Raw genomic sequence first — 26,130 nt, 5'->3', positions numbered from 1 at the left:
CCAGGCCGAGCGCCGCGGCATCGCGGTCGAAGGCCTGGACGCTGCGCGCAAGCTCGTCCACCGCCCCGCCGAGGCGCTGGACATATTGCTGGGTGAATTCGGGAAACTGGGAAAACCCTGCCGCACCGGCAATCCCGGCGGCGAGGGCGAGTGCCCGTATGATCATGACTGCCTCCAACGGCCCTCTGCGGGGCCATTGGAGCAGGTTAGCGCGAATCCGCGGCGCTGTCAGGCCCGCCGTGGCTCAGGCGACGCCGTAGATCTCGGCGATCTTCGCCACGGCCGCCTCGGGGGGCAGCTCCTCGCTCTCGCCGGTGCGGCGCGAGGTCAGCTCGACCACGCCGTTCTTGAGCCCGCGCGGGCCGACGGTGATGCGCCACGGCAGGCCGATCAGGTCCATCGTCGCGAACTTGGCACCGGCGCGCTCGTTGGTGTCGTCGTAGAGCGGGTCGAGCCCCAGCGCGATCAGCGCCGCGTGGATCTTGTCGCAGGCCGCGTCCGCCTCGGCGTCGCCGGTCTTGAGATTGACGATGCCGCAATGGAACGGCGTCACGCCCTCGGGCCAGATGATGCCGCGGTCGTCGTGGCTGGCCTCGATGATGGCGCCCAAGAGGCGCGACACGCCGATGCCGTGCGAGCCCATGTGCACCGGCACCTGGTTGCCATCCTTGTCGGAGACCGTGGCGCCCATCGCCTCGGAATACTTGGTGCCGAAGTAAAAGATCTGGCCGACCTCGATGCCGCGCGCGGTGCGGCGGCGCGCTTCGGGGACCTGGTTGAACACCGCCTCGTCATGGGTCTCGTCGGTGCGGGCGTAGCGCGAGGTGAACTCCTCGAGCACCGCCTGGCACTGCTCGACGCTGTCGTAGTCGATGGCGCGGTCGCCGAATTTCAGCTCGGTGATCTCGCTGTCGTAGAACACTTCCGACTCGCCGGTCTCGGCCAGCACCAGGAACTCGTGCGTGTCATCGCCGCCGATCGGCCCGGAATCCGCGCGCATCGGGATCGCCTGCAGGCCCATGCGCTCATAGGTGCGCAGGTAGCTCACCAGATGGCGGTTGTAGGCGTGCAGCGCGTCCTCTTTCGTGAGGTCGAAGTTGTAGCCGTCCTTCATGTAGAACTCGCGGCCGCGCATCACGCCGAAGCGCGGGCGGATCTCGTCGCGGAACTTCCACTGGATCTGGTACATGGTCAGCGGCAGGTCGCGATAGGACGAGACGTTGGCGCGGAAGATGTCGGTGATCAACTCCTCGGCGGTGGGCGTGTAAAGCATGTCGCGGTCGTGGCGGTCGGTGATGCGCAGCATCTCGGCGCCGTAGGCGTCGTAGCGGCCCGACTCGCGCCAGAGATCGGCGGACTGGATCGTCGGCATCAGCATCGGAATGTGGCCGGCGCGGGCCTGTTCCTCGTGGATGATATTCTCGATCTTGCGCAGCACCTTGTAGCCCAGCGGCAGCCAGGAATAGATCCCGGCGCTGGCCTGCTTGATCATGCCGGCGCGCAGCATGTAGCGGTGGGAGACGATCTGCGCCTCGGCGGGCGTCTCCTTGAGGACGGGCAGGAAATAGCGGCTCAGACGCATGGGGCGGGGCTCCCGGGCTGGAAAACGGTCCGGAATGGCGTATGCGAAGGGCCGCGCAAGAGCAAGGGGCCGTGCGCGGCCCGGCGAGCGCAGCCCAGTCTTGCAAGATCGCGCGCGAGACGCGATGTAGGGACACGTTTTTTCGAAAAGGAATGGCCGATCATGGCGCTGCCGGTGCGGACACAGCTGAAATACTGGGGCATCGCGGCGGCGATCTTCGTCGTCATGCTATGGGTCCTCGGAGATGTGCTGCTGCCTTTCGTCGTCGGCGGCGCGGTTGCCTATTTCCTCGACCCCGTGGCCGACCGGCTCGAGCGGGTCGGCATGAGCCGCGGCATGGCCACGGGCACGATCACCGTGGCGATGATCCTGATCTTCGTCATCCTCGCGCTGGCGGTGGTGCCGGCTCTGGTGCGCCAGACCAGCCAGCTGATCGAGACCGCGCCCGAGCTGTTCCGCCAGCTTCAGGCGTTCCTGTCCACGCATTTCCCCTCGATCATGGTCGAGGGCAGCCCGGTGCGCGAGACCCTGGTTTCCATCGGCGAGACCATCCGCGAGCGCGGCGCGCAGCTGATCGACGCGGTGCTGACCTCGGCGATGTCGCTGATCAACATCCTGCTGCTCTTCGTCATCGTGCCGGTGGTGGCGGTCTACATGCTGCTCGACTGGGACAACATGGTGGCCCGCGTCGACAGCCTGCTGCCCCGCGACCACGCACCGGTGATCCGGAAGCTGGCCCGCGACATCGACAAGACGCTGGCGGGCTTCATCCGCGGCATGGGCTCGGTCTGCCTGATCCTCGGCTTCTACTACGCGCTGGCACTGTGGCTGGTGGGGCTGAACTTCGGCCTCGTGGTGGGCGTTGTCGCGGGGATCCTGACCTTCATTCCCTATGTCGGCGCCATCGTCGGCGGCGCGCTGGCCATCGGGCTGGCGCTGTTCCAGTTCTGGGGTGAATGGGTCTGGATCGCGGCGGTCGCCGGGATTTTCTTCTTCGGCCAGTTCCTCGAGGGCAATTTCCTGACCCCCAAGCTGGTCGGAGAATCGGTCGGGCTGCACCCGGTCTGGCTGATCCTCGCCCTGTCGGTCTTCGGCTCGATCTTCGGCTTCGTCGGCATGCTGGTGGCTGTGCCGCTGGCGGCGGCGCTCGGCGTGGTCGCGCGGTTCCTTGTCGACCAGTATATCGAGAGCCGGCTCTATCGCGGCCTCGAGACGGACGAGGATCAAGGATGATCACCCCCGACCAGCTTCCCCTGCCCCTGCCGGTTCGCGCCGCGCTGGGACGCGAGGACTATTTCGTCGGACAGTCCAACGGGCTTGCGGTGGCGCTGCTCGACAACTGGCAGAGCTGGCCCAACGGCAAGATGGTTCTGGTGGGGCCTTCGGGCGCCGGCAAGACCCATCTCGCGCATGTGTGGGCCGCCGAGACCGGCGCCGCCATCGTGCCCGCCGCGAGCCTTCCGCAGGCCGACATTCCGGCGCACGCCACCGCGCCGATCTGCGTCGAGGATGGCGACCGCATCGCCGGGGACCGCCCCGCCGAGGAGGCGCTGTTTCACCTGCACAACCTCGCGCTGGCCCAGCGCCAGCCGCTGCTCGTGACCGCCCGTTCGGCGCCGTCGCTCTGGCCGCTGGTGATCCCCGATCTCAAGAGCCGCATGGAAGGCACCCAGACCGCCACCCTGCCCGACCCCGACGATACGCTGCTGGCGGCGGTGATCGCCAAGATGCTCGCGGACCGGCAATGCGTGCCTGCCGCCGACGTCATCCCCTACCTCGTGCGGCACATGCCGCGCAGCTTTGCCATGGCGCGCGCGCTGGTAACGGCGCTCGACGCCAACGCCATGGGGCGGCCCAAGGGCATCACGCGCAGCCTGGCGCGGGACATCCTCGCAAGGCTTGATCCAGGTCAGCGCCCCGAGGCAGAATAATTCCTATGACCGTCACGAACCTGTTTCAAATGGACGCGCATAAGCCCCACATGAGTATCGCAGATTTCCTGAAGGCCCCGCTGCCTGCCCCGACCGAGATGACCGAGCTCGACCTCGAAGGTCCCGGTCGCTTCTACAATCGCGAGCTGAGCTGGCTCGGCTTCAACTGGCGCGTCTTGGAGGAAGCCGAGAATCCGCGCGTGCCGCTGCTCGAAAGGCTGCGCTTCCTGTCGATCTCGGCGGCCAATCTCGACGAGTTCTACACCGTGCGCGTCGCCGGCCTCCGCGAGCTCGCGCATGCGGGCAACACCAATCCCGCCGCCGACGGGCTGACCCCGGCACAGCAGCTGGTCGAGATCAACGAGGATGCCCGCAAGCTGATGGCGCATCAGCAGAAGGTGCTGCACGCGCTCGAGATCGAGATGGCCGCGGAAGGCATCGATATCGTCCCCCGCGACGAGCTCGACGAGGCCGACCGTGCCCATCTCGAGCATGCCTTCCTGACCCAGGTTTTCCCGGTGCTGTCGCCGCTCGCCATCGACCCGGCGCACCCGTTCCCGTTCATCGCCAACATGGGCTACTGCCTCGCAATCTCGCTCGAGCGCAAGCGTGACCGGCGCACCCGCGACGCGCTGCTGCCGATCCCGCACCAGATCGACCGCTTCATGGCGCTGCCCGCGCCCGAGGGCCAGCAACGCTTCATCTTCCTCGAGGATGTGCTGCTGCTCCACATCGAGAGCATGTTCCCCGGCTACCGGGTGAAGGATCACTTCGGCTTCCGCGTGCTGCGCGACAGCGACCTCGAGGTCGAGGAAGAAGCCGAGGATCTCGTGCGCGAGTTCGAGGTGGCGCTGAAACGCCGCCGCCGCGGCGAGGTGGTCCGCCTGACGATGACCGCCGGCGCGCCCAAGGATCTGCGCCGCACCCTGCAGAACGAGCTGCACGTGCAGGATGACGAGGTCATCGAGCTTGACGGCATGATCGGCATCGCCGACGTCAAGGAGCTGGTGCTGGGCAGCCGCCCCGACCTGCTCTGGCCGACCTTCACGCCGCGCGTGCCGGAGCGGGTGCAGGACCATGACGGCAACATGTTCTCGGCCATCGCCCAGAAGGACATGCTTCTGCACCACCCCTACGAGACCTTCGACATGGTGGTGCGCTTCCTCAAGCAGGCGGCGCTCGATCCGGACGTGGTGGCGATCAAGCAGACGCTCTACCGCACATCCAAGGACTCGCCCATCGTCGAGGCGCTCTGCGAGGCCGCCGAAGAGGGCAAGTCGATCACCGCGCTGGTCGAGCTGAAGGCGCGGTTCGACGAGGCCGCCAACATCCGCCAGTCGCGCCGGCTGGAACGCTCGGGCGCGCATGTGGTCTATGGCTTCCTCGAGTGGAAGACCCACGCCAAGATCTCCCAGGTGGTGCGCCGAGAGGGCGACAAGCTGGTGACCTACACGCACTGGGGAACGGGCAACTACCACCCGATCACCGCCAAGATCTATACCGACCTGTCGTTCTTCACCTGCGACGCGGCGCTGGGGCGCGATGCGGCGAAGATCTTCAACTATCTCAGCGGCTACGCCATGCCCGAGGGGTTGGAGAACCTCGTGATCTCGCCGCATTCGCTCAAGCCCAAGATGCTCGAACTGATCGCCGCCGAGGCCGAGCACGCCCGTGCGGGGCGCCCGGCGCGGATCTGGCTGAAGATGAACTCGCTGATCGAGCCCAACATGATCGATGCGCTCTATGCGGCGAGCCAGGCCGGCGTCGAGATCGACTGCGTGATCCGCGGCATCTGCGGGCTCAAGCCCGGCATCGCGGGGCTGTCCGAGAACATCCGGGTGAAGTCGATCGTCGGTCGCTTCCTAGAGCATTCGCGCATCGCCTGCTTCGGCAACGGCCACGGCCTGCCGCATGACAAGGCGCGGGTGTTCATGTCCTCGGCGGACTGGATGGGGCGCAACCTCAACCGCCGCATCGAGACCGGGGTCGAGATCCAGAACCAGACGGTAAAGGCGCAGATCGTCAGCCAGATCATGGCGGCCAACCTCGCCGACACGGCGCAGAGCTGGGTGATGGAACCCACCGGCAAGTTCAGCCGCCACCCGGTGAGCGAGGGCGACACGCCGTTCAACTGCCACCGCTTCTTCATGGAGAACCCCTCGCTCTCGGGACGCGGCTCTGCCGGTGCCGGCGACGTGCCGAAACTGACCCACGGCGAGGACTGAGGTTTTCGGACAGATCTCCTGAAGCGCCGGAGCGGTTGTCGCCCCGGCGCTTTTTCGTGGTCGGCCGGATGTCGGTCAAACCGGTCTGCGGGATGCGCGCCCCGCGCCTCGCGCCCCGGAACTGCCCCGAAATCACCACGCTGACACCGCATTCCCTTAGCCCAGAGTTAACCGCCAACGCCCAGTCTACAGGGTGCGTCATGGGGGCGGCGGCGCGGGCGTAGACTGTCTCGGCTTCCGGTCCGGGCGACGCACCGCTTGCGGCGAAATCGCTGCCTCGAATGCCCCGACCCGGGCCCGTCTCGCGTGAACTGCGCGCTTCCCCCGAACAGCCCCGTACAGGCATCCCCGAGAACAGGCACCCCATGTCCAGCATCCTGACCAATGACAGTGCGACCATCGCGCTGATGACCCTGCAAAGCATCAACACCAGCATCGCCGAGGTGCAGACCGAGATCGCCACCGGCCGCCGCGTTGCCGGCGCCGAGGACAACGCCGCGGTCTGGGCCATCGCCAAGACCATGGAAGCCGACGTGCTGGGCTACCGCAAGGTGGCCGACAGCCTCGCGCTTGGCGGCGCCACCCTCGCCGTGGCCCGCAAGGGCGCCGAGACGATCACCGAGCTGCTGACCGAGATCAAGGGACAGGTGGTCACCGCGCAGGAAGAGAATGTCGACCGCGCCAAGATCCAGAACACCGTCTCCTCGCTGCGCGATCAGATCGGCGCCGTGGTCGAGACGGCGCAGTTCAACGGCCTCAACCTGCTGAACAACCGCGACACCGGCACGGGCTCGGGCAGCGAGGCGGTGCTGGGCTTCCTGCAGCGCGATTCACTCGGCGTGCGCGGCGTCGACATCAGCATCGGCAAGCAGGACCTCTCCACCGCGCGCCGCGAGATCACCGCCTCGGGCGGCACCTACAGCGGCTCCGAGGTCTCGGCCACGCTCACCCTCACACGCAGCGCCACGCTCGACGCCAGCGCCCTCACCGTGACCGCCGGCATGGCGTTCTCTCTGTCGCTTTACGGAACCGACGGCGACGGTTCGACCTTCGTGCAGGCCGATCTGCGCACCACCTCCGGCGCCACGCAATCCCGCGCCGAGATGGCCAGCGCGCCGATCTCCTATGTCGCCCGCGATGGCGACGGCATCGGCGACGTGCTCTCGCAACTGTCGCAGCGCTATGCCAGCTATGCCGCCCGATCCGGCATCGACAGCTCCGTCCTGCAGGTGCAGGCCTCGGGCAGTTCGCTCGATATTTCTTCCGAGGTCACCACCGCGAGCGACACCATCGCCGTGAAGATCGATACGCTGAGCGCCGATGCCGGCAACACCATCGGCGGCGGGCTGGAACTGCTCGCCGATCTCGATGTCACCACCGCCGACGGCGCCAATGACGCCCTGGCGACGATCGAGGGGCTGCTCGACATCTCCACCAACGCGGCTGCGGCCTTCGGCTCGGACCAGCGACGGCTCGAGACACAGACCCGCTTCAACGACCGCCTGACCGACGCCATGACCTCGGGAATCGGCGTTCTCGTCGATGCGGATCTCGAGGAAAGCTCGGCCCGGCTGCAGGCGCTTCAGGTCCAGCAGCAGCTCGCCATTCAGGCCATGTCCATCGCCAACGGCGCTCCGGGCGTGCTGCTCTCGCTGTTCCGCTGATCCACCGCGGGAACGCCCCCGGGCCCGGCAACGTTGCCCCAATGAAGTGCTTTCGCCGCGCGCCCGAAGCGTGGTAGAGCGAAGGCGGACCACAGCCGGGGATGCAGATGGACGGACAAGGCGACTCCGCCCAAGGCGACTGGGGGCCTTTCGGCCGCCCGCTTTTCGAAGATCCGCAGGCCCGACGCCTGTCTCGTGTGGGTGTCGTCGACATCGGCTCGAACTCGGTGCGGCTCGTCGTCTTCGACGGCGCGGCGCGCAGCCCGGCCTATTTCTACAACGAAAAGATCATGTGCGGCCTTGGCGCGGGCATGCCCGAAACCGGACGGCTGAACCCCGAGGGCAAGGCACGGGCGCTGTCGGCGCTGGCCCGGTTCCAGACGCTGGCCTGTGGCATGGATCTGCCGCCGCTCACCGCTGTCGCCACCGCCGCCATGCGCGAGGCCGAGGACGGCCCGGCCTTCCGCGCCGAGATCGAAAAGCAGACCGGCCTGAAGATCTGGGTCATCGATGGCGAGGAAGAGGCCCGGCTTTCGGCACAGGGTGTGCTGCTCGGATGGCCCGGCGCCAACGGGCTGATCTGCGATATCGGCGGCTCCTCGATGGAGCTGGCCGAGCTCTCCGAGGGCCAGGTCGGCCGCCGTGTGACCTCGCCGCTGGGTCCGCTGCGTTTCAAGGATCTCGAGGGCGGCAAGAAGGCCCGCGAGAAGCACATCGCCAAGCATATCGACAAGCTCGCCGAGGTGATCGGGCAGCGCGACGCGCAGCTCTTCCTCGTTGGCGGCTCGTGGCGCGCCATCGCCCGCATCGACATGGAGCGCCGCGGCTACCCGCTGCACGTCCTGCACGAATACCGCATGGACAAGGATGCGGTCGCGGACACGCTGAAATTCATCGAGAAATCCGATCTCGAGGCGCTACGCGGTGCCTGCTCGATCTCTTCGGCGCGGATGAGCCTCGTGCCCTATGCCGGCGAGGTGCTTGGCCGGCTCATCGAGACCTTCTCGCCCGCCGGCATCGCAATTTCGTCCTACGGCATCCGCGAGGGCCTGCTCTACGAGCAGATGCCGCAGAAGCTGCGCGACCGCGACCCACTGGTCGAGGCCTGCCGCTTCTCCGAGGCCAAGGATGCCCGCCTGCCCGGCTTCGGCAAGAAGCTCTACCGCTTCGTCGCGCCGCTCTTCGCCAATGCCGGCCCGGAGCGCACGCGCATCGTCAAGGCCGCCTGCCTGCTGCACGACGTGAGCTGGCGCGCCCATCCCGACTACCGGGCGCAGACCTGCTTCGACAACGCCACGCGCGCCAATCTCGGCGGCCTCACCCACCCCGAGCGGGTGTTTCTCGGCCTCGCCCTGCTGCACCGGTACAAGAACAAGCGCGAGGGGCTGTTCGAGGCCTATTACGCGCTGCTCAGCGACGAAGAACTGCAGGAGGCCGAGGTGCTCGGCAAGGCGATGCGCTTCGGCTCGATGCTGTGGATGTCGGATGTCAGCAAGGAAGACGGCGCCTCGCTCGGTTGGGACGGCAAGGCCAAGCGCCTGTCGCTGCGGATGGCACCGGATGTGGCGCCGCTCTATGGCGAGGTCGCCGAATCGCGCTTCAAGTCGCTGGCACGCGCCCTGAACGCCGAAGATATGCAGGTCGAGATCGACTGAGCTGTCCTTGTCCAAACGCCGATGGTCCGGTTGCAGATCGTCTTGATCCCATGCCAGGGCGCGGCGCGACCTTGGCTCAGAGCTCGATCTCGCCGCCCCGCTCTCGATCCGGCGGCGTCCCGTCGAGCGGCGGCAACTCGCGGTCGCGTTCGGGCCAGTCACGGTCGCGCGGCAGGATCCCGTCGTCGTCGCGCTCCAGCGGCTCGCGGCGGCGCAGGATGATGTCACCATTCTCAAGCATTTCCGGCGGGTGATAGACCGACCAGTCCTTCACCTTGCCCATCAGATCCTGCAGCGCCGGGCCCATCTCCTCGCCGAAGCTGCGCAACGCCGGCTGCATCTCTCCGGCAAGGTCTTCGAGCTCGCGCAGGGCGGGATCGAGCTCGCCCATCAGCCCCTCGAAGAACATCTGGGCGCCGCGCTTCATCAGACCGCCTCCATCCTCGGGCGCCTCCTCTCCGGCGTCCTGTGCGGTGACGGGCATGGCCAGCAGAGTGGCCGAGAGGCAGAGGGCAGCAAGCGTTTTCATGCTCGTCAATATAGGGCGAAGAGCGATTCTGAGAAGAGGCCGAGGCGTCAGAGCGCCTCGGTACGGTAGAGCCGGATCTTCAGCGAGCCATGCGCCACCGGCGGTCCCGGCGGCAGAAACGGCAGCCCGGTCTCGCGCGCCAGCCCCGGCTCGGAGGTCACGATGCCCACCCGCCAGCCGCGGAAGCGTTGCATCAGCACCTCGCCTAGGCTGCGATGCAGCGCATGCAGCGGCCCCGGCTTGCCGATCCGCGCGCCATAGGGCGGGTTCACCATGACCAGCCCCGGCGGCCCCTCGGGCGGCTCCAGCGCGCTGACAGGCTGGCAGGTGAAGCGGGTGATCTCCGAAACCCCTGCCCGCTCGGCATTGGCCGTGGCCGAGCGCACCGCGCCGGCATCGCGGTCGAAGCCGTGAAAGCGCAGGGCCGTCTCGCCGGGCGCCTGCGCCGCCTTGAGCGCGGCCCAGTCCTCGGCATCGAACCCGGCGAGCCGCTCGAAATCGAAACCGCGCGTGCGCCCCGGTGCCAGCCCGGCGGCGATCTCGGCGGCTTCCAGCACGAAAGTGCCCGAGCCACACATCGGGTCGAGCACCGGTTCCTCGCCGCGATAACCGCATTGGCGCAGGAACAGCGCCGCCAGCGTCTCGCGCATCGGCGCCTTGCCCACCGCCGCCTTGTGGCCGCGCCGGTGCAGCGGCGCCCCGGAGGTGTCGACCGAGAAGGTCACGAGATTGTCCTCGATGCGTACCAGAAGCCGCACCCCGTCATCGCCCGGCAGCGCGCCGAGCGTCTCGGTGATCGCGGTCTCGACCCGCTGCTTCGCGGCGCCCGCGTGATAGATCTTGGACTTGCGGCTCACCGCCTCGACCTTGAACGGCTGCTCGGCCCGCAGCACATCGCCCCAGGGAAATTTCCGCGCCCGCTTGTCGAGCTGCGCCAAATGCACCGCGGGAAAGCCGCCGATCCGCGCCAGCACCCGCGCCGCGCCCCGCAGGCACAGGTTGGCGCGCCACACCTCGGGCCAGCCGCCATCGAAGGCCACGCCGCCCGCCGCCGGCCGCAACGGCCCGAACCCCGCCGCCTTGGCCTCTGCCGTCAGCGCCGCCTCCAGCCCCGGCGCACAGGCCAGGAAGATCTCGAATGTCTCGTCCATGCCGCCCGCTTAGCGCCTTTTTCCGCCGGCGACGAGTCTCTGCATGATTGCGGCCCACCCGGCCACAGGCGGCAGCACGGCTGGCAGCCTCGGACGCCTCCGGCAGGAGTATTTTTGACGAAGAGAAGCCAGGGGCGCGGCGCTCCTGGCTTCTCTGGTTTCCAAATACCTCGGGGGTGAATTGGCGCACAGCGCCAAGAGGGGGCAGCGCCCCCTGACCTCCCGGACCCGGCGGAGACGGGACCGGGCAAGGCCTGCGCGCCCCGCAAGGGGCGCCCCTCTAGATCACTCCAGCGTCAGGATGGTCTGGCCGGTGGTGCGGCGCGCCTCCAGCACCCGGTGCGCCTCGGCGACATCCTCGAGCGGGAAGCGCTGGTCGATGCGGATCTTGACCTCGCCCGACGAGACCTTGCCGAACAGCATTCCGGCCATCGACTGGCAGGTGCCATGGTCGGCGATATGGGTGAACAGGGTCGGGCGCGTCACCTTGAGCGAGCCCTTCTGTGCCAGAACGCCGAGGTTGAACGCGTCGACCGCACCAGAGGCGTTGCCGAAGGAGATCATCATGCCCAGCGGCTTGAGGCAGTCGAGCGAGCCCTCGAAGGTCGCCTTGCCGACCGAGTCCATCACCACGTCGACACCCTTTCCGTCGGTGAGTTCACGGACCTTCGCGACCCAGTCCTCGGTGGCGTAGTTGATGCAGGCATCCGCTCCGTGCTCCATCGCCAGCGCGCATTTCTCGTCCGAGCCGGCGGTGCCGATCAGCCGGATGCCCTCGGACTTGGCCCACTGGCAGGCGATCAGCCCGACACCGCCCGCGGCAGCGTGGAACAGCACCGTGTCGCCGGCCTGAAGCGGGGTCGTGCGGTGGAAGAGATACTGCACCGTCAGCCCCTTCAGCATCATCGCGGCGCCCTCCTCGAAGGAGATCGCGTCAGGCAGCCGGCAGACCTGCGCCGCGGGCATCACCCGCGCCTCGCAATAGGCGCCCGGCGGGGCTGCGGCATAGGCGGCGCGATCGCCGACCTCGAGATGCGCGACGCCCTCGCCCACCGCGTCGATCACACCGGACGCCTCCATGCCGAGCGCATGCGGCAGCGTCATCGGGTAGAGCCCCGAGCGCTGGTAGCAGTCGATGAAGTTCAGCCCGCAGGCCTTGTGCCGGATGCGAACCTCGCCCGGCCCCGGCTCGCCGACCGGCCAGTCCGCCAGCTTCAGCGCCTCGGGGCCGCCGTGTTCCTCGATGATGACCGTACGTGCCGTTCCCGCCATGGGATCCTCCTCTGTTCGCGCATCGTTTGGCGCCGAGACTGCGTCGGTGCGGCTCCGGGCACAAGGCCCCAAAGCCGCACCGACAATCGCTTGTGAACGCCCATGGCCGCAAACCATGGTACACTGCCGAGACATGGCGCCGGCAGGTCCGGCCCCGCGCGTTTCCGGCCGGACCTCTCCTGGCGCTGCACATGCCAGAGGGAGGAGACCCATGTCCCACACGATCGGAAACCCGCTGTCCTGGACAGCACAACGCCTGAACGATGCCGGCCATCACCTCGCCGCGAGCAGCCGCGAGCTTGGCAGCGATCAGGCGGAAACCCCCGAGGTCCGCAACATGGACCTCTCCGACATCAGCGCCGCGCTCAAGGACGGCTGGGAAGATTTCAAGGCCTGCCGCAGTGATGTCATGGCGCTTGTGCTGGTCTACCCGGTGGTCGGCCTCGTCCTCATGGGCATCGGCCTGCACATGGCGCTGCTGCCGATGCTGTTCCCGCTGGTCGCGGGCTTCGCGATCCTCGGCCCCGTCGCCGCGGTCGGGCTCTACGAGATGAGCCGGCGGCGCGAGATGGGCGAGGTGCCGCACTGGGGTCACGCCGTCGCGGTGATGGGCTCGCCGGGCTTCGGCGCGCTCCTGGTGATGGGGATCTACCTCGCGGCACTCTTCGTCATCTGGCTGCTGACCGCCGCCGAGATCCATGCCATGACCATGGGCGCCGCGATGCCAGAGACCTTCTCGGGCTTCCTCTACCAGCTCTTCGGCACCTCGGGCGGCTGGTGGATGATCCTGCTCGGCTGCAGCGTCGGCGCGGGGTTTGCGCTGGTCGCGCTGGCCACGTCGGTGGTGTCCTTCCCGCTGGTGATCGACCGCCATGTCGGGGCGCCGATGGCGGTGGCCACCTCGATCCGGGTGCTGAAGAGCAACCCGATGGTGGTGCTGTGCTGGGGGGCCACCCTGGGCATCCTGATGATGCTCGCGGCCATCCCGCTGCTGCTGGGGTTCATCGTGGTGCTGCCGGTGCTTGGCCACGCCAGCTGGCATTTCTACCGTCGCGCGGTGGTCTGACGCGTCTCATCCGGCGTGGGGTCGCGCCCACGCCGGGCAGCGCTCAGGCGACCTTCAGGACGATCTTGCCCACATGCGCAGAGCTCTCCATCCGCGCATGAGCCTCCGAGGCCTTCTCGAGCGGGACCTCGGAATCCATCACCGGACCGATCCGCCCGGCATCGAGGAGCGGCCAGACATGCTCGCGCAGCGAGCTGGCGATGCGCGCTTTCGCCTCGACGCTCTGCGGGCGCAGGGTCGAGCCGGTGATGGTCAGCCGCCGCACCATCAGATGCACGAAGTTCAGTTCGACCTTTGGCGCTTGCAGGAAGGCGATCTGCACCAACCGGCCGTCGTCGGCCAGCGTCTTGACGTTGCGCGGGATGTAATCGCCCCCCACCATGTCGAGGATCAGATCCGCCCCGCCCTCGGCCCGCAGGACCTCGACGAAATCCTCCTCGCGGTAGTTGATCGCGCGCTCGGCCCCAAGTGACAGGCAGGCGGCACATTTCTCCGCCGATCCGGCGGTGGCGAAGACCCGCGCGCCCATCACATGCGCCAGCTGGATCGCCGTCGTGCCGATGCCCGATGAGCCGCCATGCACGAGAAAGCGCTCCCCGGCCTTCAGCGCGCCGCGCTGGAACACGTTGGACCAGACGGTGAAATAGGTCTCGGGCAGGCAAGCCGCCTCGCGCAGGCCCATGCCCTCGGGCACCGGAAGGCAATGCGCCGCCGGTGTGGCCACGTATTCGGCATACCCCCCGCCCGGCAGCAGCGCGCAGACCGCGTCGCCCACCGCGGGCCAGGTCACCCCGGGCCCCACCGCCGACACGATGCCCGAGGCCTCGAGACCCGGCAGGTCGCTGGCGCCCTCGGGCGGCGCGTAGCGGCCCGCCCGCTGCAGGGCGTCGGGCCGGTTCACCCCGGCCCAGGCTACCTGGATGACCACCTCGCTATGTCCCGGTTGCGGCACAGGCCGGGTCGTCGGGCGCAGCACCTCCGGCCCGCCGGGCTCGGAAATCTCGACGGCGCGCATCGTGTCAGTCATTCGGTCTTCCCTGTTCTGTCAGCGCGGGGCGGTCCAGCCGCCCGGCAGATCGTTTTCCCGCACGGCGCGCGGCGCCCGGATTGAGCCCAGCACCTTCTCGGGGCCCGCGAAGACACGCTTCAGCAGCGGGTTCTCGCGCACCTTCGCCTTGGTCTTCTCGAAGCGCATCACGTCCTCGATGCGACGGTCAAGGAACTCCCACGTGGCCTGGTGGTCAAGCGAATCGTCGCCCAGCCAGTAGAGCACCGTCGAGGAATAGACCCCGCTCAGCGTCGCCCGCTTGCTGTACCAGTTGAAATCGCGCGCGGTGTCGCCGAGCACGGTCCAGATCCGGTCGGAGGTGCCCCAGATCAGCTTGGCCCCGTCGGGGGCATAGATTGGCAGGGCAAAAAGCGTGGTGCCGCGGCGCACCGCCTCGCGGTCCTTGACCACTTCGAGCCGGGTGCGCACCGCACGGGTGACCTTGTCCCGGTAGCGCAGCGGCGCGCCGTCAGACGCCTTGTCCAACTCGGCCAGCGCTGCCACCATGGCATCGTCGCCACGCTTGTGGAACGCCACCGCGAGATCGACCGCCCCGCGCGGGAACAGGCCGCGCGCCACCACCGGATCCATCCCGGCATCGGCGACCGCGGCGCGGAACGTTGTCTCCGACCAGCCATCGAAGGCTACATGGTTCAGCGCCGCATCCAGCAGGCGCCCGGCTGCATCGTCCGTCATGGGCCTCTCCTTCGACTCAATAGAGTTTCTAGACCCTAGACAATTTAGCCCGGCCTTGCTATACGGCCACCTCCTGCAATTCCTTGCAACTCAAACTTAGAAAGGTGGTGAAAACCACATGCAGGTTAGTGTTCGCGACAACAATGTCGATCAGGCGCTCCGTGCCCTGAAGAAGAAGCTGCAGCGCGAAGGCGTGTTCCGTGAAATGAAGCTCAAGCAGCATTTCGAGAAGCCGTCCGAGAAGAAAGCGCGCGAGAAGGCCGAGGCCATCCGCCGTGCCCGCAAGCTGGCGCGCAAGAAAGCCCAACGCGAAGGTCTCCTCTGAGGCATCCGCACCGGGTTTTCCGGCTCAGGTCAGGCAGCTGACCTTCCAACACAAGAACTCGACGACCCCCGGGGCCCTGCCTTTCGGGGGTTTGTCTTTTTTGGCCGGTCAAGAGCGCGGCCCTGGCCCGTCGGACGGTCTTGCACGCCTGTGGCAAGGGCCACGCTCTTGACCGGCGCGGCACTGGCGGAACAGGCCGGCCAGCCTCCGGCGGGAGTATTTCTGACGAAGAGAAGCCAGGTGCGCAGCGCCCTACCCTTCTCTGGTTTCAAAATACCTCGGGGGTGAATTGGCGCACAGCGCCAAGAGGGGGCAGAGCCCCTTCCCGTCTCCACCGCCCGACATCCATCCTGACAAACCGCAAACGGCGAGGGCCGTGGCCCCCGCCGCTGCGGTCGTCTCATGTGAGGCCGGATCGATCAGCTCGCGGCGCGCGCATCCGGCTTGAAGCTTATCCGCTCCGAGGCGGTGAAGCGGCCGCCGCGGGTCTTCTCGATCTTGCCTTCGCGCAGCAGCTGGCCAAAGCTGCGCAGCCGGTCCTCGCGGCTCGATTCCTCGGTCTCGACCTGGCGCACCTTGGTCATCAGCTGCGGGCGCGAGAACTGTTCGCGGCGCTCGACGAAGGACATGTAGGCCGCCGCCGCCTCGAGCAGCTCCGGCAGGTCGCGTGCGCCGACGCTCTCGGCATATTCGGCAAAGCTGTCATCCCCTTCGCCCGCGCTCAGCGCCGCCGTCTCGTCGATATCGGCGAGACGCACGCGACGCGGACGCGGTGCCGGCGTCTCGGAGTCGACGCGCTGCTCGGCCACCAGCTTGAGCGGCGCCGGGCGTGCGATCTCGGCCGGGCGCTCGGTGTGGCCCGCGGGGGCTGCGGGGCGGCGCGGGCGGACCACGTTGGCGAGATCCTCGCGATAGGGCTCGGCCTGTTCGCCCGCATCGCGCTTGCGTCCCAGAAGCTTGTCGGCACGGGTCGCGGCCACGGCGGCGCGCAGATGCGCGATGGCGCTGCGGCGGCGGTTGCCTTCCGGCTCCTGGAGCTGGGTGTTGGTCTCGTCGAGGATGCGCGAGGCGTCGTTGTCCTCGACCCGGCGCTCGGTGAGCATGGCACGGGCCGGGCTCGACATCTTCACCGCCTTGCGGACCTCCTCATGCGCGGCGCGGCGCTGAGCTTCCTCGCGCTCGGCCTCGGCCGCGCTGTCCGCATCGCCCCCTGCGGCGAGGTCAGTGTCGTCCTCGGCATCTTCATCGTCCTCGAAGCTGTCAGAGAACTCGAACTCCAGCGTGCTGTCGCCGTCCTCGTCCCAGTCCTCCTGCGGTGCGGCGTCGGAGGTCTCGAGACGCAGCGGGGCGGCGGTCTCGGCACCGCGGGCGGTGGCGTCCTCGTCCTCGTCGTCCCACTCGTCGTCATATTCCCAGCTGTCGTCGCTGTCGTCGTTCAACATCGCCGCGCCGACGGCTGCAGCCAGCTCGGTGTCACCGCCAAGCTCTGCGGCCACATCTTCCGCCACGGCGTCATCATCCTGCGCCTCGGCGACGTCCTCGAGGTCGTCCTCTGCGTCCCAGCCGTCTTCGAAGTCGTCCTGCAGCTCGGCGCGGACGGCGGCGAGCTCGCGGGCCAGATCATCCTCGTCTTCCGGGCTCAGGCTGCTGACCGGAGCGGCCGGAGCAGCAGAGGCTTCGGCGATGTCCTCGATCAGGCCCTTGCCCGCGGCAGCGTCGAACGCCGCCCGCTTGACCTTCACAACGCGGGCGCGCGGACGCGCAGGCGTGATCTTGGGCTCGGCTGCCGGTGCCTCCGATTCTACCGTGGTCTCTTCGGCGGTCTCTGCATCGGTCTCTGCATCGGCCTCGGGCGGCGCCTCGTAGAGCGCACTGTCATCCTCGTCCTCGGCGTCGTCCTCGAACCCATCCTCGAACGCGGCACTGGCGAGCGTGTCGGTGAACAGGTTGTCGCGCAGCGCCTGCACCGAGCTCGGGGTCTCATCGCGCGCGGGCTCCAGAGCCTCGAGCATCGCCGAGACCGAGGCTTCGGCCTCTTCCGCCTCGGGCTCTGCCTCTGCATCCGCAGGACCACCCTGCGCCACGACAGCGCGGATGCGGCGCAGCTTGGCCGCCACGCTTTCCGGATCGCTCAGCCCGACGCCGGGTTGCGGCGCGGCGGGGATCTCGCCACCGTCGGCCTCTCCGAAGAGGGCCGCCTCGCCCGCGAGGCTGTCGTCGCCGGCCTCGTCGGCAAGGATCGAAGCGATGGTGTCCTCGGCCCGGCGGGCCTCTTCCAAATCGTCCTCACTGCCGTCGCCCTGGTAGGAGACGGCAACTTTCGGCTCCTCGGGGGCCGGCTCCGCCGCCATCTCGGCAACAGCCTCGGTCGCGGTTGTCTTGGGCGCTGTTGTTTCGGGCGCTGTTGTTTCGGGCGTGGAGGCCGGTGTCTCAGCGGCAGCGGCGGGCAGCTCGCCCACCTCGTCTGCGGCGGAGCGCTCCGGCGCGCGGCCCGCGGAAAGCGCGGCGCTCATCGCGCCGCTGGACGCCCCGGCACCAGCGAAGGGGCTGCGCAGGGTCAGCTTGCCCTGCCCTGCCTCGGCGCTGATCTGGGATTGCAGCAACTCGGCCGCGAGCTCGGGGTCGAACTGCGGCGGCTCGGCCCCGAAGAAGCGGTCTTCGCGGACCACACCACGGAAGAAGTGGGTGGCGTCCTTCACCACCTCCAGCGGATCCTCGAACCCCTCCGCAGTACAGGAGAAGGTGCCGTAGGAGACCGTAAGAATTTTGCTCGAACTCACCATGTGCTGCTCACTCTCAATCGCTTTGCAACAATGTGTTTACCACGTCATACGAGACGAAAGCCGACCGAATCTTTGGTCCCGAGCGTATCATTTCGTGTCTCCATTGTGACCTCTGTCACTGAAAGCCGTAAATTTGCCATGAATGCTCCCATCCTGAGACGCGCCGAGCCGATCCTTCTGGTGGGCGGCGGAGACAGCCCCGAAGCGCATCTCGCCCCGCTTCTGGCCCGGTGCGAGACGCGGGTGGCCGCAGACGGTGGCGCGGCGACCCTGCTGCGAGCAGGTGCGCTGCCGGACGCCGTGATCGGCGACCTCGATTCTCTGTCCGAGAGCGACCGGGCGCAGATCCCGGCGGAGCGCGTGCATCACATTGCCGAGCAGGACAGCACCGATTTCGACAAGTGCCTGCGCAACATTGCGGCGCCGCTGGTCTTCGGCACCGGGTTTCTGGGTCCGCGCGTCGATCATCAGCTCGCGGCGCTGACGGTTCTGACCATGCGCGCGGATCGGCGCTGCATCCTCGTGGGCGAGGAGGACGCCATCGCGCTGGCGCCGCCGCACATCACCCTGACGCTGCCGGTCCGGCTGCGGTTTTCGCTCTATCCGATGGGGCTGGTGCACGGCGAGAGCACGGGCTTGCGCTGGCCGCTGGGCGGGCTCGACTTCACCCCGGCGCAGCGCGCGGGCACCTCGAACGAGACCAGCGCCGAGACAGTCTCGCTGCGCTTCGACGCGCCGCTCATGCTCATCATTCTGCCGGTGTCACACCTTCCGGAACTGGCGCGGGCGCTGCTTTCTGCGCCCGATGGATGGCCCGCTCGCGCGCGAGGATGAAGAGGCCCGCGGACATGATGATGCAGATCCCCAGCGTCGCCACGGGATTCGGCAGTTCCTGAAAGATCATGAAGCCGAACAGCGTGGCAAAGGGCATCTCGAGATATTGCATCGGCGCCAGCGTGGCCCCCGGCGCGTAGCGCAGAGACCAGGTCATGAGCAGATGCGCCACGGTGCCGAGCAGACCGATCGACAGCAGCAGCGACCAGGTCTCGAGCGAGACCGACACCCACTGGATCTCGGGGATGCGGCCGGCAGGCAGGAGCAACATCATCGGCGCGATCACCACCATCGCCATCAGACCGGAGATCGCCTGCAGTGACACCGCATCGATATCGCGCGAGATCTGCCGCGTGGTGATCATGAAGAGCGAGAAGTTGAGCGCCACGCCCAGCGGTAACAGCGCCGGCCAGCCGACATCGCTGAACGCGGGCTGGACCACGAGAAGCGTGCCGATAAAGCCGATCGCGCACGCCACGAGGCGGCGCCAGCCGACCTCTTCCCCCATGAAATAATGACCCAGTATCAGCAACATGAAGGGCATGACGAAGGCAATGGCGATGGCATCGGCAAGCGGCAGGTAACGCAGCGCGGTCACCATCATGCCGATGCCGAGAATATGCATGAGCGTGCGCAGGAACACGATCCCAGCAACCCGCCGGCGCAGGCGGAAGCTGCGCCCTGTCAGCAGCATCAAGGGCACCAAGAGCGCCGCCTGAACCGCGAAGCGGAAGAAGACCAGCTCGGCAAGCGGCACCTTGTCGGCAATGAGCTTCGCCACCGCGTCGGCGAGCGGCGCAATGATGCAGAAACCGAGCATCAGAGCGATGCCGAGAAGGGGTCTGTCCTGTCTCATGATGGCGACGGTAGCGAGCGCCCGGCTTTCGGGCAATACACTACCTCAATTATTTTCCCACCGAGTTGATTCAATCATAAAGAGAGTCATTCGAGTCATCTTTCCGTCGGGCGCCGCCCGCACTGCCCCCTGCCCGTGGCGTCAACCGCTCCCCCTGACCGACAGGCCCATCTCGCGGGTTGCGCCCATCAGCGGCTTCCCCTACATAGCGCGCCAAGACCGCAGGCTTCGGGACCTTCCATGCAGAACGTCATTCTCATCGTCCATCTTCTTCTCGCGCTGTCGCTGATCGGCGCGGTGCTGCTGCAGCGCTCCGAAGGGGGCGGGCTCGGCATGGGTGGTGGCGGTGGCGCCATGAGCCAGCGCGCGGCCGCGACCGCGCTCGGCAAGGTGACATGGATCCTGGCGATCGGCTTCATCGTGACGTCGATCACGCTGACGATCCTGGCCGCTCAGGATGCCTCGGGCGTCTCGGTCATGGACCGCCTCGGCGGATCGGGCTCGGCGCCGGCCACGGAGCAGACCGCACCGGGCGAGATCGACACCGACGCGCTGCTGCCGCCGCCGTCGGCCTCCGACAGCGAAACCGCGCCCGACGCGCCGCTGGTTCCGCGCGCAGACTAAGGCCTTCTGGCCAAACCACCATAGATTGAGGGCTGCACCCTGAACCGCAACAGCATCTTGCGGTTCTCTGGACAGTGCAGCCCGAATCCTTTATATATGGACTCCCGTGATGCTGCGGTCCGAAAGGCCCGTGGGTGTCCAGAATTAGATGCAAATCACGGGGTCCTGCCACAATGGCACGTTACATCTTCATCACAGGCGGTGTCGTTTCTTCGCTGGGCAAGGGCCTTGCCAGTGCGGCGCTTGGTGCGCTGCTGCAGGCACGCGGCTTCTCGGTCCGGCTGCGCAAGCTCGACCCCTATCTCAACGTCGATCCGGGCACCATGTCGCCTTTCGAGCACGGCGAGGTCTTCGTCACCGATGATGGCGCCGAGACCGATCTCGACCTCGGCCATTACGAGCGCTTCACCGGTGTGCCGGCGCGCAAGACCGACTCGGTCTCGTCGGGGCGGATCTACACCAACGTGCTCGAGAAGGAGCGCCGCGGCGATTATCTCGGCAAGACCATCCAGGTGATTCCCCACGTCACCGACGAGATCAAGGACTGGCTTTCGATCGGCGAGGACGAGGTCGATTTCATGCTCTGCGAGATCGGCGGCACCGTCGGCGACATCGAGGGCCTGCCCTTCTTCGAGGCGATCCGCCAGTACGCGCAGGACAAACCGCGCGGCCAGTGCATCTTCATGCATCTGACGCTGCTGCCCTGGATCAAGGCCAGCGGCGAGCTGAAGACCAAGCCGACCCAGCACTCGGTCAAGGAACTCCGCTCGATCGGCATCGCGCCCGACATCCTCGTCTGCCGCTCCGAGGGCCCGATCCCGCAGAAGGAGCGCGAGAAGCTGGCGCTGTTCTGCAACGTGCGCCCCGACAGCGTGATCGCCGCGCAGGACCTGTCGTCGATCTACGACGCGCCGCTGGCCTATCACCGCGAGGGGCTCGATCAGGCGGTGCTGGATGCGTTCCAGATCACCCCGGCACCGCGACCCAACCTCGAGAAGTGGGACGACGTCAGCGAGCGCATCCACAACCCCGAGGGCGAGGTCAACGTTGCCATCGTGGGCAAGTACACCCAGCTCGAGGATGCGTATAAGTCCATCGCCGAGGCACTGACCCATGGCGGCATGGCGAACCGGGTGAAGGTCAAGGTGAGCTGGGTTGATGCCGAGCTTTTCGACCGCGAGGACGCGGCCCCCTATCTCGAGAACTACGACGCGATCCTCGTGCCCGGCGGCTTCGGCGAGCGCGGCACCGAGGGCAAGATCAAGGCAGCGCAGTTCGCGCGCGAGCACAATGTGCCCTATCTGGGCATCTGCCTCGGCATGCAGATGGCCGTCATCGAAGCGGCCCGCAACGTCGCCGGCGTGAGCAAGGCGGGCTCGGAAGAGTTCGACCACGAGGCCGGCGAGAAGCGCTTCGAGCCGGTGGTCTACCACCTCAAGGAATGGGTGCAGGGCAACCAGAAGGTGAACCGCTCGGTGGCCGACGACAAGGGCGGCACCATGCGGCTTGGTGCCTATGACGCGGTTCTGACCGAGGGTTCCAAGGTCGCCGAAGTCTACGGCACCACCACCATCGACGAGCGTCACCGTCACCGCTACGAGGTCGACATCAAGTACCGCAAGCCCCTCGAAGAGGCCGGCATCTGCTTCTCGGGCATGTCGCCCGACGGGCGCCTGCCGGAGATTGTGGAATGGCCGGATCACCCGTGGTTCATCGGCGTGCAGTTCCACCCCGAGCTGAAGTCCAAGCCCTTCGATCCGCATCCCCTGTTCAAGGATTTCGTGCGCGCCGCGAAGGAGGTGTCGCGTTTGGTCTGAGACCACGACGCGAGGACGATGTATAAAGGCGCCGGAGCTCCGGCGCCTTTTTCTTTTTGAGACGTGGCCGGCGAAACGCGACCGGCAAGATCCCGGGGCGCTGCGCCCTAGAGCTCGATATCCGTGAAGTCGTCGCCCGGAATCTCGTACTCATCGGGGAACTCTTGGCCCGGCTCTTCAGAGACCGGCTCGTCGCGCACCGGCGGCTCGTACTCCGCTTCGTCTTCGACCGGCGCCTCGTAGCCTTGGCGCGGGCCCTCCCCGCCATCAGGCAGAAGCTGGGCGAACAGGTCGGGATGGCTGCGGATGATGCCCTTCTCGAGCCGCAGCAGGTATGCTTCCAGCTCCGACAACGACGGGTCTCTCTCTTCGATGTAGCGCTTGGCCTGCCGCATCGCCTGCTGCATCGCCCCTTGCGGAACCTCCTGCAGCGAGACGTGATAGTCCCAGCGCGGCCCACCGAGCCAAACCGCCGCGAACAGGACCTTCGCCCGCTGCTCGGGCGTCCCCGCGGCCACCAGGGCATCAAAGAACATCCGGTGCACATCCTGCCAGCGGCCATTGTGGAAATTCGCCGTGCCTTCGTTGCCAACACCGCAATAGGCGTCGTGCAGCGCGCCCGCGTTGATGTATTCCGGCGCGGTGGGCTGGCCCACGATGGACACGAAGAGCAGCGGAATCGAGGCCCCGTCGGTCAGGATGCCCCGAGGCGCGGTCCACTGGCGCCGTTGCGCATCGGTGAAATGCAGCGTCTGCGCCACCGGGCGGAACGCGTAGGGCCGCTTCGGCAGGGTCACTGTCCGATCAGAGACCTTGAGTGGGCTGTTCTCGTAGCTGCAGGTGCCGGGGCGGCTGGCGCAGGTCACCTCCTGCATGGCCCGCAGTTCATCGATATTTTGCCGGGTCGGCGCGGCGCAGGCGGACAACATCAGCAGGCCCGCGCCAAGAATGCGCAATCTCTTCATTCTCGAAATCCTGATAGCTCAAATGCAATACGGCGGAATCTGCGGCAACCGTGCCGCGACTGCAAGGCTCGCGCGTTGGTTGAATACCCGAATTGACCATTTGCTCTTTTCTTGATCCCGATCAAGGAACACATTCCAAATTCGATATGAATTCACCTGGAAGACCGCCCACCGGGCGGCCATCGGGAGACAGATCCATGTTCAGACTGGCCGGAATTCTCTACTCGCTGATCGGGACCACGTTGGCGGGCAGCTTCATCGTCGCGGCGCTGGTGGCCGGCTTCGACACGCTGGTGCCGATCGTCGCCTCCGCAGCAGCGGGCGCCGTGGTCGCCTTCCCGGTGACCTGGTTCGTCACACGCGCGATCTATTCCGAGAGCTGATCCAGAAGCCCTTGGGCGGCGATCTCGATCAGATCAAGCGTGCCGTCGAAATCGCGGGTGAAATACGGATCGGGCACCTCGCGCGCGCCGGTGGACGCGGCGTAGTCGGTGAACAGCCGCAGCTGGGCACCGCCCTGCCCCGGCCGCATCGCTTCGAGATTGGCGAGGTTGTCGCCGTCCATTGCCACGATCAGGTCGAAGCGGTCGAAATCCGACCGGCTGACCTGCCGCGCCCGCAACGCCGAAAGGTCATAGCCCCGCGCACTGGCGGCGGCCTGCATCGGCGCGTAGGGTGGATCGCCCAGATGCCACGTGCCGGTGCCGGCGCTGTCCAGTTGCAGCGACAGCCCGCGCTCCGCCGCCATCTGCCGCACCACCCCCTCGGCCGAGGGCGAACGGCAGATATTGCCGAGGCAGACGAAGAGGATACTCTGGGTCATGGGGCGCGCTCCTTTTGCGCCGGAGCCTAACGCGGCAGCCAGGAAGGGAAAAGCATGGCCGACAAGATCGTGATCCTCACCGGAGCCGGCATCTCGGCCGAAAGCGGCCTTGGCACCTTCCGCGACGAGGGTGGGCTCTGGGCGAAGCACCGCATCGAGGACGTCGCCACGCCCGAAGGGTTCGCGCGCGATCCCGCGCTGGTGCACGGCTTCTACAATGCCCGCCGGGTGCAGGCCGCAAGTGCCGTGCCGAACCCGGCTCACACAGCGCTGGCGCGGCTGCAGCGCGACTGGCCCGGCGAGGTGGTGATCGTGACGCAGAATGTCGACGGGCTGCACGAGAAAGCCGGCGCCACCGCGATCCACATGCACGGCGAGCTCTCGGGCGCGCTGTGCTTTGCCTGCGGCCACCGCTGGACCGCCCCGCCCCAGATGTCTCCCGGTGAGCCCTGCCCGGCCTGCGCCGCCCCCACGGGCCGCCCCGACATCGTCTGGTTCGGCGAGATGCCCTACCACATGGACGAGATCGAGGATCACCTGCTGGGCTGTGACCTCTTCGCCGCGATCGGCACCTCGGGTCAGGTCTACCCGGCGGCGGGCTTCGTGCAGGGCGCGGCCTATGCCGGTGCCCGGACCATCGAGCTGAACCTGGCCGAGAGCGAGATCACGGGCGCGTTCGAGGATCACCGCATCGGCCCCGCCAGCGAGGTGGTGCCCGCCTGGGTCGCAGAGCTGCTCGACTGAGGCCCGGACACGGAAAGGCCGCGCCCGGGTCTGCCCCGGACGCGGCCTCTCTCATCACCGGCTGAGCGCTCAGTTGCTCATCTTGTTCATAGCGCCATGCGTCGGCTGACGCTCGAGATCCACCGGTATCTCGACCACCATCTCGCCGGCGTTCTCGAAGGTCAGCGTGACAGTGACGGTCTCGTCCTGCACGAAGGGGCCGGTCAGCCCCATGAACATCACGTGGTCACCGCCGCGCGCCAACGCGTGCTGGCCATTCGCGGGGATGACGAAGCCTTCCTCGACCTCCATCATCTTCATCACGCCGTTGCCGTCGGCCACGTGGGTGTGCAGTTCGACCTTCATCGCGGCGTCGGAGGTGGCCGAGACCAGCCGGTCGTCGCTGTCGCCGGTGTTCTCGATCACCATGAAGGCGGCGCCTGTCTTGGCGCTGGCCATGGCGCTGCGGGCATAAGCGTCGTGCACGGCGATGTCGGCGAGGGCGGGCGTCGAAAGGGCCAGCGCGGCGGCGCCGGCGAGAATCAGGGATTTCATCTTGTCTGTCCTGTGATCTTTGTGGGTCCGTGAGGTCTGTCTTTGGGAGATCAGACCCGGACCGGCGGATCACGCGCCTGCGCGCGCGGGGCCTGCAGCCCCTGCCCGCGCACCGTCACCATGATCTGCGGCAGAGGAACCCAGTCCAGCAGACGCACAGGCGATTCCCAGGCGCCGCCGGCGGAGAGGAATAGGGTCAGGAGGCCGTCGGGGCAGACATGGCTCTGCGACACCGGAGCGCCTTCGGAATCGACCATCACCGTGGTCAGACCCAGCCCGGTACAGATCACCATCTGACCGACGGGTTGCGGCTGGGCGCGCGCGAATGCCATCTGGAACCCGGTCAGCGCGACCGCCAGAACCAGCAAAAATGCGACCAGTGGATATCTTTTCCGAACCATCGCCGAAGGTTTAGGCAACATGGCCCGAATTGTCATGTGACAAAAGGAAACAGCCCCGATGCGGCTGGCATCGGGGCTGTGGATGATTCTGTGGAATCAAGTGGCTCAGGCCTGCGCTGCGCGGGCCTTTGCAATCTCTTTCTTCACCTTCAGCGCGGTGGCGCTGAGTTCGGCGTCCTTGGCCTTGTCCAGGAACTTGTCCAGGCCGCCGCGGTGGTCCACCGAGCGCAGGGCCGAAGCCGAGATGCGCAGCTTCACGCCGCGACCCAGGGTCTCGGACTGCAGCGTCACATCGTTCAGGTTCGGCAGGAAGCGCCGCTTGGTCTTGTTGTTGGCGTGGCTAACATTGTGACCCGTCATCGGGCCTTTGCCGGTCAGTTCGCATACGCGCGACATGGGTCCATCCTCATCGTCTCGGGGCTTCGGACCGGTGAGAGGCAGCTCCTGCCGATCGTTCCGCCAATATGAAAGGGCGCCACCAGGGGCGCCCGGAATCTGGTCGGGCTTCTCTAGCTCCAAGCCCCTCGCGCGTCAACCCCTTCCACCGGGGCTTTGCCAAAGGCCGTGAAACCGCTTGTTTCACGCGGATTTCGCGATGTCGAGCC

At 67.2% G+C, this 26,130-nt stretch carries 26 protein-coding genes; 12 read left to right on the top strand and 14 right to left on the bottom strand.

Annotated elements, in window-relative coordinates:
* Together R2601_RS27295 and proS are read right to left on the bottom strand one after the other, a co-directional pair.
* The coding region (locus R2601_RS27295; RefSeq protein ID WP_007798282.1) for a DUF2937 family protein at nt 1-166 on the bottom strand (166 nt) is incomplete at its 3' end.
* A gap of 78 nt (nt 167-244) precedes the next feature.
* Complete coding sequence (gene proS, locus R2601_RS11395; protein ID WP_007798278.1) at nt 245-1,582, bottom strand: proline--tRNA ligase; 1,338 nt, start codon at nt 1,580-1,582, stop codon at nt 245-247.
* 162 nt (nt 1,583-1,744) lie between these two features.
* On the opposite strand from proS, the gene R2601_RS11390 reads away from it, so the two are divergent.
* The 5 genes from R2601_RS11390 to R2601_RS11370 all read left to right on the top strand — a co-directional run bounded on the left by R2601_RS11390 (nt 1,745) and on the right by R2601_RS11370 (nt 9,057).
* The gene (locus R2601_RS11390) at nt 1,745-2,815 is read left to right on the top strand and encodes an AI-2E family transporter (RefSeq protein ID WP_007798275.1); all 1,071 of its coding nucleotides are present in this window, start codon (nt 1,745-1,747) and stop codon (nt 2,813-2,815) included.
* Nucleotides 2,812-3,513: a P-loop NTPase family protein gene (locus tag R2601_RS11385; RefSeq protein WP_007798272.1), complete on the top strand. Its 702-nt coding sequence runs from the start codon at nt 2,812-2,814 to the stop codon at nt 3,511-3,513. The genes R2601_RS11390 and R2601_RS11385 overlap by 4 nt, the downstream gene beginning before the upstream one ends.
* A gap of 50 nt (nt 3,514-3,563) precedes the next feature.
* A complete protein-coding gene (locus R2601_RS11380; protein ID WP_040545324.1) occupies nt 3,564-5,738 on the top strand; it encodes an RNA degradosome polyphosphate kinase in 2,175 nt (724 codons plus the stop codon).
* Nucleotides 5,739-6,103: 365 nt separating this feature from the next.
* Nucleotides 6,104-7,402, top strand: a complete 1,299-nt coding sequence (locus R2601_RS11375; RefSeq protein WP_007798268.1) for a flagellin N-terminal helical domain-containing protein — start codon at nt 6,104-6,106, stop codon at nt 7,400-7,402.
* A 107-nt stretch (nt 7,403-7,509) separates the two neighbouring features.
* Nucleotides 7,510-9,057, top strand: coding sequence for a Ppx/GppA family phosphatase (locus tag R2601_RS11370; protein ID WP_040545323.1), 1,548 nt, complete (start codon nt 7,510-7,512; stop codon nt 9,055-9,057).
* 76 nt (nt 9,058-9,133) lie between these two features.
* Here the strand turns inward: R2601_RS11370 and R2601_RS11365 are convergent, their stop codons facing one another.
* The 3 genes from R2601_RS11365 to R2601_RS11355 all read right to left on the bottom strand — a co-directional run bounded on the left by R2601_RS11365 (nt 9,134) and on the right by R2601_RS11355 (nt 12,009).
* Nucleotides 9,134-9,586: a hypothetical protein gene (locus R2601_RS11365; protein WP_007798262.1), complete on the bottom strand. Its 453-nt coding sequence runs from the start codon at nt 9,584-9,586 to the stop codon at nt 9,134-9,136.
* Between the two features lie 47 nt (nt 9,587-9,633).
* Nucleotides 9,634-10,737, bottom strand: coding sequence for a THUMP domain-containing class I SAM-dependent RNA methyltransferase (locus tag R2601_RS11360; protein WP_007798259.1), 1,104 nt, complete (start codon nt 10,735-10,737; stop codon nt 9,634-9,636).
* Between the two features lie 285 nt (nt 10,738-11,022).
* A complete protein-coding gene (locus R2601_RS11355; RefSeq protein ID WP_007798257.1) occupies nt 11,023-12,009 on the bottom strand; it encodes a quinone oxidoreductase family protein in 987 nt (328 codons plus the stop codon).
* A gap of 211 nt (nt 12,010-12,220) precedes the next feature.
* Between R2601_RS11355 and R2601_RS11350 the strand changes: the two genes are divergently transcribed.
* Nucleotides 12,221-13,075 carry a DUF2189 domain-containing protein gene (locus tag R2601_RS11350; RefSeq protein ID WP_007798255.1) on the top strand — a complete coding sequence of 285 codons (855 nt, stop codon included), beginning with the start codon at nt 12,221-12,223 and terminating at the stop codon, nt 13,073-13,075.
* A gap of 43 nt (nt 13,076-13,118) precedes the next feature.
* Here the strand turns inward: R2601_RS11350 and R2601_RS11345 are convergent, their stop codons facing one another.
* Nucleotides 13,119-14,102, bottom strand: coding sequence for an NAD(P)H-quinone oxidoreductase (locus R2601_RS11345; protein WP_040544629.1), 984 nt, complete (start codon nt 14,100-14,102; stop codon nt 13,119-13,121).
* Nucleotides 14,103-14,120: 18 nt separating this feature from the next.
* Nucleotides 14,121-14,819, bottom strand: a complete 699-nt coding sequence (locus tag R2601_RS11340) for a COQ9 family protein (RefSeq protein ID WP_007798249.1) — start codon at nt 14,817-14,819, stop codon at nt 14,121-14,123.
* Nucleotides 14,820-14,937: 118 nt separating this feature from the next.
* On the opposite strand from R2601_RS11340, the gene rpsU reads away from it, so the two are divergent.
* Entirely contained in the window at nt 14,938-15,144 is a 207-nt protein-coding gene (gene rpsU, locus R2601_RS11335) for a 30S ribosomal protein S21 (RefSeq protein WP_005614280.1), read from the top strand.
* 419 nt (nt 15,145-15,563) lie between these two features.
* On the opposite strand, the gene R2601_RS11330 is transcribed toward rpsU, so the two are convergent.
* Nucleotides 15,564-17,927: a hypothetical protein gene (locus R2601_RS11330; RefSeq protein ID WP_007798189.1), complete on the bottom strand. Its 2,364-nt coding sequence runs from the start codon at nt 17,925-17,927 to the stop codon at nt 15,564-15,566.
* A 138-nt stretch (nt 17,928-18,065) separates the two neighbouring features.
* Between R2601_RS11330 and R2601_RS11325 the strand changes: the two genes are divergently transcribed.
* The gene (locus R2601_RS11325; protein ID WP_007798183.1) at nt 18,066-18,761 is read left to right on the top strand and encodes a thiamine diphosphokinase; all 696 of its coding nucleotides are present in this window, start codon (nt 18,066-18,068) and stop codon (nt 18,759-18,761) included.
* Here R2601_RS11325 and R2601_RS11320 read toward each other — a convergent pair.
* On the bottom strand, nt 18,676-19,617 hold the full coding sequence (locus R2601_RS11320) for a DMT family transporter (RefSeq protein WP_040545321.1): 942 nt from the start codon (nt 19,615-19,617) through the stop codon (nt 18,676-18,678). The genes R2601_RS11325 and R2601_RS11320 overlap by 86 nt on opposite strands.
* A 240-nt stretch (nt 19,618-19,857) precedes the next feature.
* Between R2601_RS11320 and secG the strand changes: the two genes are divergently transcribed.
* Nucleotides 19,858-20,241 carry a preprotein translocase subunit SecG gene (gene secG, locus R2601_RS11315; RefSeq protein WP_007798177.1) on the top strand — a complete coding sequence of 128 codons (384 nt, stop codon included), beginning with the start codon at nt 19,858-19,860 and terminating at the stop codon, nt 20,239-20,241.
* Between the two features lie 173 nt (nt 20,242-20,414).
* Nucleotides 20,415-22,058 (top strand): CTP synthase, encoded by a 1,644-nt coding sequence (gene pyrG / locus R2601_RS11310; RefSeq protein WP_007798175.1) that lies wholly within the window; start codon nt 20,415-20,417, stop codon nt 22,056-22,058.
* Between the two features lie 107 nt (nt 22,059-22,165).
* Here the strand turns inward: pyrG and R2601_RS11305 are convergent, their stop codons facing one another.
* The gene (locus R2601_RS11305; RefSeq protein WP_007798172.1) at nt 22,166-23,023 is read right to left on the bottom strand and encodes a DUF1353 domain-containing protein; all 858 of its coding nucleotides are present in this window, start codon (nt 23,021-23,023) and stop codon (nt 22,166-22,168) included.
* A 197-nt stretch (nt 23,024-23,220) separates the two neighbouring features.
* Between R2601_RS11305 and R2601_RS11300 the strand changes: the two genes are divergently transcribed.
* Entirely contained in the window at nt 23,221-23,406 is a 186-nt protein-coding gene (locus tag R2601_RS11300) for a hypothetical protein (protein ID WP_007798170.1), read from the top strand.
* Here the strand turns inward: R2601_RS11300 and R2601_RS11295 are convergent.
* Entirely contained in the window at nt 23,391-23,846 is a 456-nt protein-coding gene (locus R2601_RS11295; protein WP_007798167.1) for a low molecular weight protein-tyrosine-phosphatase, read from the bottom strand. The two genes, R2601_RS11300 and R2601_RS11295, sit on opposite strands and share 16 nt — an antisense overlap.
* 54 nt (nt 23,847-23,900) lie before the next feature.
* On the opposite strand from R2601_RS11295, the gene R2601_RS11290 reads away from it, so the two are divergent.
* Nucleotides 23,901-24,590, top strand: a complete 690-nt coding sequence (locus R2601_RS11290; RefSeq protein WP_007798164.1) for an NAD-dependent deacylase — start codon at nt 23,901-23,903, stop codon at nt 24,588-24,590.
* A gap of 69 nt (nt 24,591-24,659) precedes the next feature.
* On the opposite strand, the gene R2601_RS11285 is transcribed toward R2601_RS11290, so the two are convergent.
* The 3 genes from R2601_RS11285 to rpmB all read right to left on the bottom strand — a co-directional run bounded on the left by R2601_RS11285 (nt 24,660) and on the right by rpmB (nt 25,921).
* Nucleotides 24,660-25,124 (bottom strand): copper chaperone PCu(A)C, encoded by a 465-nt coding sequence (locus R2601_RS11285; RefSeq protein ID WP_007798161.1) that lies wholly within the window; start codon nt 25,122-25,124, stop codon nt 24,660-24,662.
* A gap of 50 nt (nt 25,125-25,174) precedes the next feature.
* Nucleotides 25,175-25,492 carry a hypothetical protein gene (locus R2601_RS11280; RefSeq protein ID WP_007798155.1) on the bottom strand — a complete coding sequence of 106 codons (318 nt, stop codon included), beginning with the start codon at nt 25,490-25,492 and terminating at the stop codon, nt 25,175-25,177.
* A gap of 138 nt (nt 25,493-25,630) precedes the next feature.
* Complete coding sequence (gene rpmB, locus R2601_RS11275) at nt 25,631-25,921, bottom strand: 50S ribosomal protein L28 (protein WP_007798152.1); 291 nt, start codon at nt 25,919-25,921, stop codon at nt 25,631-25,633.
* Between the last annotated feature and the right edge of the window lie 209 nt (nt 25,922-26,130).

The organism is Salipiger bermudensis HTCC2601 (assembly GCF_000153725.1).
GTDB lineage: Bacteria > Pseudomonadota > Alphaproteobacteria > Rhodobacterales > Rhodobacteraceae > Salipiger > Salipiger bermudensis.
This window is presented reverse-complemented; position numbering and strand designations above follow the sequence as displayed.